Genomic DNA, 9,897 nt, shown 5'->3' with positions numbered 1-9,897 from the left:
AGTAGCAGAAAAAAAAGGCCGACGCCCAATGCGTCGGCCTTTTTTTTGAATTTTTGCGCAAATGATAAATAAACTCATTCCGGTTTTTGCACGGTGCTGCGTCTTACTTACGTAAGCAGATAAATCGAGCCGGGCAGGGTAGCCACAGGGTTCAGTTTTTCCCAGCCGTACACATTTTTACCGCTGCCCGGACAAACGATCGAGCCCGGGGAGGGGCCGGTCATCGACTTGCGACGTGTTGCCCGAGATGGCAGCCGATCCAGGCGGTTCACAGGTCCAGGCAGCGGCAGGGCACTCGGTTGCCCATGGATCCTATCCATTTCAATTAAAAATAGAGAGCACGATGTCAGCAATTCATGAGTTGAAACCTCTGTTCAAGGCCTTGGTCATTGCCAGAACCCTGTGCTCGCGTCGCTCGTTGGCCGGTCTGGGCATGGCTTGCCTGCTGCCGCTCAGCGCGCAGGTCCACGCCGAAGACTTCACCCTCAACATTCCTGCCCAGCCTTTGCCTCAGGCGCTGCAGGCGTTTGGCACGCAGACCAATCAGCAGGTGATCTACAACGCCGATGACATGGCCGGCCTGCGCAGCACACGCGTCAGCGGCAAGTTGAGCAGCGAAGCGGCGATTGCCCAATTGCTCAAGGGCACGGGCGTGCACTACAGCTTTGAAGGCAACACGCTGATGCTGGTACGCGGCAGTTCGACCGAGGGTCTGGAACTGGGCGCCACCACCATCAACGCGCAACAGGTGGGCGCGACCACCGAAGGTTCGAATTCCTACACCTCGAATGCCGTGACCATCGGCAAGGGCACCCACACCCTCAAGGAAATCCCGCAGTCGGTCACGGTGATGACCCGCAAGCAAATGGATGATCAGGATATCGTCGATCTCAAGGACGCGGCCAACAAGACCACCGGACTGGTCGGTGCCCAAGGCGTTGGCAGAGGTTTGATCCTCTCTTCGCGCGGTTTCCAGATCGATGACTGGCAGTACGACGGTGTGCCGATCCCGCGCAACACTTACGCGCTGGGCAACTGGGCCACGCAGGACTTGATTTTCTTCGACCGCATGGAAGTGCTGCGCGGTGCGTCGGGCTTGCTGCAAGGCACCGGCAGCCCGGGTGGCGCGGTCAACCTGGTGCGCAAGCGCGGTCAGGCCACACCGACCGTGACCCTGACCGGCAAGGCCGGCTCCTGGGATCACTACGGTCTGCAACTGGACGCCGGTGGGCCGTTGAACCAGAACGGCACCATCCGTGGACGTTTCCTTGTCGACCAGGACGACACCCACACGTTCGTTGATTCCGAATGGTACAAGACCACCTCGCTGTACGGCGCGCTGGACTTCGATCTGAGCGAAGCCACTACCGTGGGCGTGGCGGTCAGCCAGTCCGACGGCGAATCGCGCTCGAATGTCCGCGGCTTCCCGCGTTACTCCGACAGTAAACCCATCGACCTGCCGCGCAGCACGTACACCGGGGCGAAGTGGAACCATTCGGATATCGACGTCACCACGCTCTACACCGATCTGGAACACCGTTTCAACGACGACTGGGCCTTCAAGGTCGGCGCCGTGCGCATGACGGAAACCAACAAGGCGAAGAACCAGCGGGTGCAATCCTCCGGCGATGGCATCAATCCCGATGGCAGCGGCGTGCAATACGCTGACTTCGTGACGGACATGGACTCCACCAAAGTCGCTCTGGACATGAACCTCACCGGCAAGTTCGAAGCCTTGTCCATGCAGCAGGAAATCATGGTGGGCGGCAACTATTCCAAATACACCTCGGACGACAAATACGCCCGAACCTTCAATGACAGCTCCGACAATATCTTCGACATTGATCACGACCGTCCGCAGATCAGCTACGAAGGCTTGATCAATAGCCCCGGTGGTCGTGGGACTCCCAGCCAATACGACATCCGCCAGAAAGGCCTGTACGGCAGCTGGCGGGTCAAGCCTGTTGAAGACTTGACCCTGGTGCTCGGCTCGCGGGTCAGTTGGTACGACTACAATTACAAGTCTTCGACCCAGACCGCGACCGGCATTACAGACGATCCAAAAAGCACCGCCACCGAAACCGGGGAAGTCACGCCCTACGCCGGCATCATTTATGACCTGAGCCGTGAATGGGCGGTCTACGCCAGTTACACCGACGTATATACACCGCAAACTGAACGCGATACCGCCGGCTCGGTACTTAAACCGATTGTCGGCAGTAACTACGAGGTGGGTCTCAAGGGCGAGTTGATGGATGGCCGGATCAATACATCCGTGGCCCTGTTCCGTTACGACCAGGAAAACCGTGCCGTTCTCGATACGCAGGGTGCGCAAACCTGCGACGGTTGGTATTGCTCGACGGCATCGGGCAAAGTGCGCAGCCAGGGTCTGGACGCTGAAATCAGCGGCGAAGTGATCGACAATCTGCAACTGTTTGCCGGCTACACCTACAACACCACCCAATACCTCGACGACCCTGATAACGAAGGCAAAATCTTCAGCTGGTGGACGCCTAAACACATGCTGCGTGTGTGGGGCAATTATCAGTTGAGCGGCGACTGGAGCCGTGTGAGTACCGGCGTGGGCTTTACCGCACAAACCCACACGGTAGGTTTCGACCACTCCGTCAACGTTCCGGGTTATACCGTGTGGAATGCCCGAGTCGGTTACCAGCTCACCCCGGAAATCGAGCTGGCGATGAATGCCAACAACCTGTTTGACAAGACCTACTTCGCAGCGGCCTACAACCAGATTAACGGCAACAACAACTACGGTGATCCACGCAACGTGATGTTCAGCGTGAAGTACACACCGGAGTTCTGAGTCCTTTGCACTAGCGTCAATGTCCCGGCCCGCGCCCTTTTACCAGGGGCGCGGGCTAATGCTTGTAGCAGCTGCCGAGTCCGCGAGGCTGCGATCTTTTGATCGATTACCTGAAGTACAAACAAAAACGCAGAAGCCATGGTTTCTGCGTTTTTTTTGCCGTCGCCAGGTCAGCTACATGACTCACCTTGGCAGCCGAGGAACACTTCGGTAAACGACTCGAGTAGCGACTCGGCGTAGATCATGCTGCGGTGTGGCAGCGGTGAGTGGATCGAGGTGTGCAATTGGCCTGTCACGTTGTGGGCCCTGAGCAGTTGTTCCGAATGCAGCACCTGCTCCAGGGTTTTATGCGACAGCGACCACCAGCAACTGACCTGGACCTTGAGCAGCGGCAGCGAGAACTCTTCGAACGCCGCCACCAGACGCTCATGTATCGCATAGGCTTGGGCGTTCATGATCTCCTGCTTGATACCTTCCAGGGTCGCGATCATTTCCTGTTCCCCGGTCGCCGTCTGTGCGCTGGCCCAGCGATAGAAGGCCTTGAGGTCGGCCGTCGGGTTCCGGGCGATGAAGTTCGCCGCCGCCGGTTCCAGATGCGCGAACATCAGGTTGAATACTTCGAGTGCTGCCAGCAGTTCGTTTTCCGCGCTGAGGTGGTTCGGGTTGTCTTCTTCCAGAGGCTTGCGCGGCAGATCCGCGGGCAAGTCATGTTCGGGCAAGGTGGTGTCGACGAGGCCGAGGAAGGTTACTTCCTTGGCCTGGCGTTCCAGGTGAGCGGCGACGTCCATGGCGATCGCGCCACCCAATGACCAGCCCATCAATCGATAGGGGCCGTGGGGCTGTTTTTCGACGATCTGTGCGCTGTAGTCGGCAATCATCTCGGCCCAGGTCTGTGGGTTCGAGTCTTTGTCGGCGAAGCCCTTGTGCATCACGCCGAAGGTCCGGGCGTGGGCGCTGAGTTTTTTCGCCAGCGGCTGATAGCAGAACACGATACCGCCGCTGGGGTGCAGGCAGAACAGTGGCGGTGCCGACGCGGTCGAGGCATTGAGTTCGACCACGCACTGCGCATTCTGCTGATGTTCCAGGGCGATGAATCTGGCCAGCGCCTGGACATTGGGGTGAGCCAGCATTTGTTGCAGCGCCAGTTTGATACCCAGGCGCGTGTTAAGGGTCGAGATGAATTGAATGGCCAGAATCGAGTGGCCGCCCAGTTCGAAGAAATTGTCGTCCAGGCTGACACGGTCGACCTGCAACGCTTCTTGCCAAAGTTCGGCGAGCGCTTTTTCCAGCGGCGTGTCGGGCGCCATGAAGGGCCGCTGTGTCTGGCTGAGGTCGGGCAGCGGCAGGGCCTTGCGGTCCAGCTTGCCGTTGGGACTCAACGGCATGGCGGCCAGTATCAACAGATGACTGGGCACCATGTAGTCCGGCAGATTGACCTTGAGTTCAGTCTTGAGGGTTTCGCGCAGGTCGAGGTGTTGCTGCTCGTTCAGCGAGTCGCTTTGCGCCACGACATAGCCGGTCAACTGCAAACCCGCCGCGCCTTCCCGGGCAACCACCAACGCCTCACGGACCTGGGGCGATTGCAGCAGGCATGACTCGATTTCCCCGAGTTCGATGCGGAAACCGCGAATCTTCACCTGGTGATCCAACCGGCCTGCATACTCGATCACGCCGTCGGCGCGGTAGCGCGCCAGATCGCCGGTGCGATAGAGACGGCCGCCGCCCTGAGCATCGAACGGGTCGGGGATGAAGCGCTCGGCCGTGAGCTCAGGTCGCTTGAAGTAACCCCGTGCGAGCAGGTCGCCGGCAATCACCAGTTCACCCACGACGCCCACCGGCACCGGCTGGCCGCCGGCATCGAGCAGGTAAATCGCACGTCCGGCCAGAGGTTGGCCGATCGGCATGCTTTTGGGCAGGGCGATATGCCCCGTCACGTAGTCGCTGCAATCGAGCACCGTGGCGCTGACCGTCGTTTCCGTCGGCCCGTAGGTGTTCAGCAGCCGCACGTGCCCGAGCCCGGCCTTGCCCCAGGCCGCCACGCCCTCCGGTGGCATGGCTTCGCCACCGACGATCACTTGCCGCAATGCACCGTAGTCGCGCTGACCGGCTGCGGCGAAGTCCTTGGCCAGCATGTTCCAGTAGGTGGTGGTGAGGTCGCTGACGCTGAACTGTTTGTCGAGCAGTTCGCGGTACCAGGTTTCACTGTCCCAGATATCCGGCCCGCGCAGCACCACCGAGGCGCCGCAGATCAACGCCGGGTAAAGCTGCTCGACGAAGGCATCGAAGTTGAACGTGGCGAACTGCAGGGAACGGTCCTGTGCGGTCAGGCCAAGAAACGCCAATGCCACCTGGGCGTGACGGGTCAACGCCGCCTGGGTGATGCCGACCCCTTTGGGGCGACCGGTGGAGCCGGACGTGAACATCACATAGGCGAGGTTCTTGCCAGTAGTGCGGCAAGGCGGGTTGGGGGCGGGCAGCGTCCCCCGGACATTGATGTCGTCGACGCAAAGTCGCTGGACGCCAGGCAACGACGGCAGCCGATCAAGCAGCGAACGCTGGCTCAGCAACACGCTCAGGCCACTGTCTTCAATCATCCAGGCCAGGCGTTCCCGCGGGTAGTCGGGGTCCAGCGGTACATAAGCGCCGCCGGCCTTGAGCACCGCCAGCAGGCTGATGATCATCTGCGCCGAACGCTCCACGGCAATGCCCACCAGCACTTCCGGTCCGACACCCTGTGCAATCAAGGAGTGGGCCAGGCCGTTGGCGGCGGCGTTGAGCTGGGCGTAGCTGAGCTGAAGATCGTCGCAGATCAGCGCCACCGCGTGCGGTGTGGCCAGCGCCTGGCGTTCGAACAATTGATGCACGCCTTCCTCGGGTTGGGCCGACACGGGCGGGTTCCACTGCTGCAACTGCACTTGTCGCTCATCCTCGCCCAGCAACGGCAGTTCGCCGAGCGCGCGATCAGGATCATCGACCAGTGCCTGTAGCAGATTCTGCCAGTGCCCGGCCAGACGCTCGATGGTCTCGGGGGTGTAGAGGTCGCGGCTGTATTCCAGGCTCGCCGCCAGGCCGTGTGGCGAGTACGCGACGTCCAGCGACAAATCGAACTTGGCCTGACCCGACCCCGCGTCAAGAAACTCCAACACCAGTCCGTCCAGATCGATGTGCGCAGGCTCCACGCTGTCGGCCCGCCAGTTGAACAGCACCTGGAACAGCGGATTGGCTTGTGCGCTGGCCTGCAATTGCAGGGCATCGAAACTCAACTCCAGCGGGTAATCCGCATGGTCCAGCGCCGCCAGCGATTCGCGCCGCAGCCGCTGGAGAAAGTCTGCGCAGGACAGCAGCGGATCAATGCGCGTCCGATACACCTGGGCGCTGACGAAAAAGCCGACCAGATCCTGGGTTTCGCTGCGATTGCGGGTGGCGTTGGGTACGCCGACGGTAAAGTCGTATTGGCCACTGTAGCGGCTCAATAACAATTGCCAGGCCCCGAGGGTCACGACGAAAGGCGTCAGTTTTTGCTGCTGGCAGAAGCGGTTCAGGGCTTGCGCGAGGGGCGCGGGCACACTGAAGTCATACTGCCCGGCAGGGTGGCTGTGCCGGGCATTTCGTGGGAAGTCCACCGGCAGATCGAGGGCCGGCAATGTTTGCCCCAGATACTCTTGCCAGTATTCGGCGCTGCTGGCGCAGGTTGCACTGTGCAGGTATTCGCCACGCTGCCAGGCGGCATAGTCGGCGTACTGGATGGCCGGGCGGGGCAAGGGTGATGTATCGCCGCTGCCGGCCTGGGCAAAGGCCCGTGTCAGGTCTTGCATCAGAATGGCATTGGACCAGGCATCGGAAACGATGTGGTGCATGTTCATCAGCAACAGATGCTCGTTGGCCGAAATCTGCAGCAGTGTCGCCCGCATCAGCGGCGCCTGACGCAGATCGAACGGCGTGCCGGCCTGGGCCTCGATACGTAGCGCGATCCGGTTGGCGCGGGCCTCGTCCGACAAACCCGACAGGTCTTCATGGCCGAGCACCAGTGTTGCCTGCGCATCGACCACCTGCATTGCGCAACCATCGATTTCGACGAAGGCACTGCGCAAGATATCGTGACGCTCAAGCACCTTGTTCAGGGCTGTTTCCAGCCGCCGGGGCGCCAGGGGGCCGGTGATGCGCATGACACGGGGCAGGTTGTAGGCCGCGTTGTCCGGTGACAGTTGCTGGAGAAACCACAGCCGCTGCTGGGCGAAAGACAGCGGCGCCGGGCGCTGGTTGGCGCGGGTGGTTATCCCTTGGGGTTGATCACCGGCATCGGCCAGCAACAGCGCCAGTACATCATCATCGATCAAATCGTTCATCGGGGCTCTCGTAGTCGGCGGTGGATCGTTCAGGCGGTCGCCAACGGTTTTTTTTGCGCGACGACCTTGCCGCCTTCCATCCGCACCAATTGGTCGGCGACATCGAAGTAACGGTCGTCGTGGGAAATGACGATGATGGTCTTGCCCAGGTATTTGAGTTCCGGCAACAGCTCGGTGTAGAAGATGCGCCGGAAGGCCGGGTCCTGGTCGGCCGCCCACTCGTCGAACACCAGCACCGGGCGTTCTTCCAGCCAGGCGTTCAACAGGGCCAGGCGTTTGCGCTGGCCGGTGGACAGGTCGGTGGTGCTGAAGGCGCCATCGCGGATGCTGACTTTGTGCGAGATTTCCAGGCGTTCCAGGTAACGGTTGGCGTCTTCGGGAACGTTCTGTTCGCCTTGCACCAATTCGTCGAACAGGTAGTAGTCGGCGAAAATCGTGGTGAACAACTGGCGATAGTCGTCGCGGTCATGCGCCAGGACCGGCTTACCGTTAAGGATGATTTCCCCGCCCTGCGGCGCATACAGCCCTAGCAACAACTTGATCAGCGTGGTCTTGCCGCCGCCATTCTCGCCGACGATAAACACGATCTCGCCCTGGACGATGGACAGGTTGACCGGCCCGAGGGCGAAGGGCTTGCTGCCGTCCACCGCCGGGAAGGCGAAATGCACGTCGCGCAATTCAAGGTGTTCGACCACCGGTTTCGGCGCGTCTTTGTCACTGAGCAGCAGGTGCGGTTCCGGTGAAGAAAACTGCTCCGCCAGATCGGCGATGCGCTTGAACGCAATGTTGGCGCGGCTGACCACCGGCAGGGTGGTGACCAGGTATTCCATCGGGCCCTTCATGTACAGCAGCACCAGCACGAACCCGCTGAGCACCGCTTTATCAGTGCCCAGCCACAGCGATTGCAGGGCCAGCGCCAGGCCGATCACCACGAAAAACAGCATCGAGCCAAGGGTCTTGGCCACCACGAAGGTGTTGACCGCGCGGATGTGCGTGTTGCAGATGAAATCAGCGGTGCCTTCGATGCGTTGGCTGAACATGCGTTGGCGGCGCGGACGATGGATGCGCAGTTCCTTGGCGCCGGCGGCAATCGCGCTGTAGTGCTTTTGCAGTTCGTCCTCGGCTTCGCGAGCCGCCTGGAAACCCTTGATGCCCTTGGCCCGGGCCACGTATTGCAGCGCGGTGCCGATCACCAGGGCCACCAGCAGCAAGGCAAACATCGGCAACGACAGGTAGGCCAGGTAGCTCAGGCACCCGAGGGTGACGGTGAACGCAATGGCCAGCGGCGCGAAGGAAAAGGCGAAATCACTGACGGTGTCGACGTCGTGGGTCAGCACCGGAATCAGCCGATAACTGCGGAAGCGCTCGATCTGTTCGATCGGTGCCAACAGGACTTTTTCCCCCAGGGATTTACGCAGCCCGGCAATGATGTGCTGCCCGACATGGTTGGTGCCGATGTCCGACAGGATCGACGTCAGCAACGCCACCGCGCACAGGCCGATAAACGTTGCCAACACCCGGGTTGACGGGGTGTCGGCGGCGTTCAGCGCGTCATTGATGGTCGCCAGTAATGCGGTGATGCTGAGGCCACCGAGCATGCCGAGCATGATCGACACCACAACGATGACCCGGAAAGGCCTGAGCAGGCCGAGGACTTCACTGAAGGCTCCGCGGGATTTTGAGGTCATGGAAGTTTCCGCTTCAAGTGCCGCTAAAGGGCAAAGGTTCAAGAGTTTGGCTGCTTAAAAGACGAAACCCGTGGGCGGCGATTTAGCCGCGCACGGGTTTGTTGCAGGTCATGCGACAGGAGGAGGGAGCCTCAAAGATCTCGCGCGACGCGAAAACCGATCCAGTCGCCACGGGTGTCGGGGTAGGTGGCATTACGGTTGCCCGAACGCGAGAACACCGGTGCTTCACCCCAGTCATTGCCGCGAATGCGCCGGGCTGTGCATTCGCCGGTCAACCACGCACTGCCATCGCTCGGTGCACCGACGTAATTCTCGTTGTAGCAATCGGCGGTCCACTCATAGACGTTGCCGTGCATGTCATACACACCGAAGGCGTTGGCCGGGAAACTGCCCGCCGGTGAGGTGAAGTTGTAGCCATCGGCGGCGCCGTAGGTGTTGGCGTGTTTGGCGATGCTGTATTCCTTGCCTTCATCGAACGGGAAGGGGAACGGGCCGCTGCTGCCCGCGCGGGCGGCATACTCACGCAGCGATTCGCTGACCAATCGATAGTGTTTGCCGGTCTTCTTCGAGAGCCAGGTCACGTAGGCATTGACCTCGGGGAAGTCCATGCACACCGCTGGATGCCTGGCCGTGCGCTCATAGCGCGGCACGCCGGCCTTGCACTCGCGGCCCGGCCGGGTGTCGCCGTCGGGCATGACGTAACCGCTGTCGCGCAGGTAGGCGTCCCACTCGCCGGCCAGCACCTGAAAGCGGCTGATGGCCAGCGGTTTGGTAAAGGTCACTGGGTGCAACGGGCCTTCGTCGGGTTCGCGCCCCACTTCATTGTCCGGGGTGCCCATGGTGAAGGTTCCGGTGGGCAGCACGACCATCTCCGGGCAGTCCTTGCAGTCCTTGAACACCTTTCCGGGCGGGGCGGGTGCGGCGGCCTGAGCGATGCCCGGCAGCAGGCCGGCAACCACGGCGGCGAAGGCCAGTGCGGGGAGCGTCTTCAAGGAAAAACTACGCAGCTCACTGTTCATCATTGCTCTCGATAAAAAGT

The 9,897-nt window shown here is 61.1% G+C and carries 4 protein-coding genes; 1 reads left to right on the top strand and 3 read right to left on the bottom strand.

All coding sequences use genetic code 11. The features are described 5' to 3' along the window. Window positions 1-343 precede the first annotated feature (343 nt). Window positions 344-2,824, top strand: coding sequence for a TonB-dependent siderophore receptor (locus AACY49_RS25990; RefSeq protein ID WP_339527290.1), 2,481 nt, complete (start codon window positions 344-346; stop codon window positions 2,822-2,824). A 170-nt stretch (window positions 2,825-2,994) separates the two neighbouring features. Here AACY49_RS25990 and AACY49_RS25985 read toward each other — a convergent pair whose 3' ends face one another. The 3 genes from AACY49_RS25985 to pvdO all read right to left on the bottom strand — a co-directional run bounded on the left by AACY49_RS25985 (window position 2,995) and on the right by pvdO (window position 9,877). Continuing rightward, window positions 2,995-7,170, bottom strand: coding sequence for an amino acid adenylation domain-containing protein (locus AACY49_RS25985; RefSeq protein WP_339527289.1), 4,176 nt, complete (start codon window positions 7,168-7,170; stop codon window positions 2,995-2,997). Window positions 7,171-7,199: 29 nt separating this feature from the next. Beyond that, complete coding sequence (locus tag AACY49_RS25980) at window positions 7,200-8,858, bottom strand: cyclic peptide export ABC transporter (protein WP_339527288.1); 1,659 nt, start codon at window positions 8,856-8,858, stop codon at window positions 7,200-7,202. 131 nt (window positions 8,859-8,989) lie between these two features. Next, on the bottom strand, window positions 8,990-9,877 hold the full coding sequence (pvdO, locus tag AACY49_RS25975; protein WP_339527286.1) for a dihydropyoverdine dehydrogenase: 888 nt from the start codon (window positions 9,875-9,877) through the stop codon (window positions 8,990-8,992). Between the last annotated feature and the right edge of the window lie 20 nt (window positions 9,878-9,897).

Origin of the sequence: Pseudomonas sp. EL_65y_Pfl2_R96, assembly GCF_963970905.1 — a bacterium.
Taxonomy (GTDB): domain Bacteria; phylum Pseudomonadota; class Gammaproteobacteria; order Pseudomonadales; family Pseudomonadaceae; genus Aquipseudomonas.
This window is presented reverse-complemented; position numbering and strand designations above follow the sequence as displayed.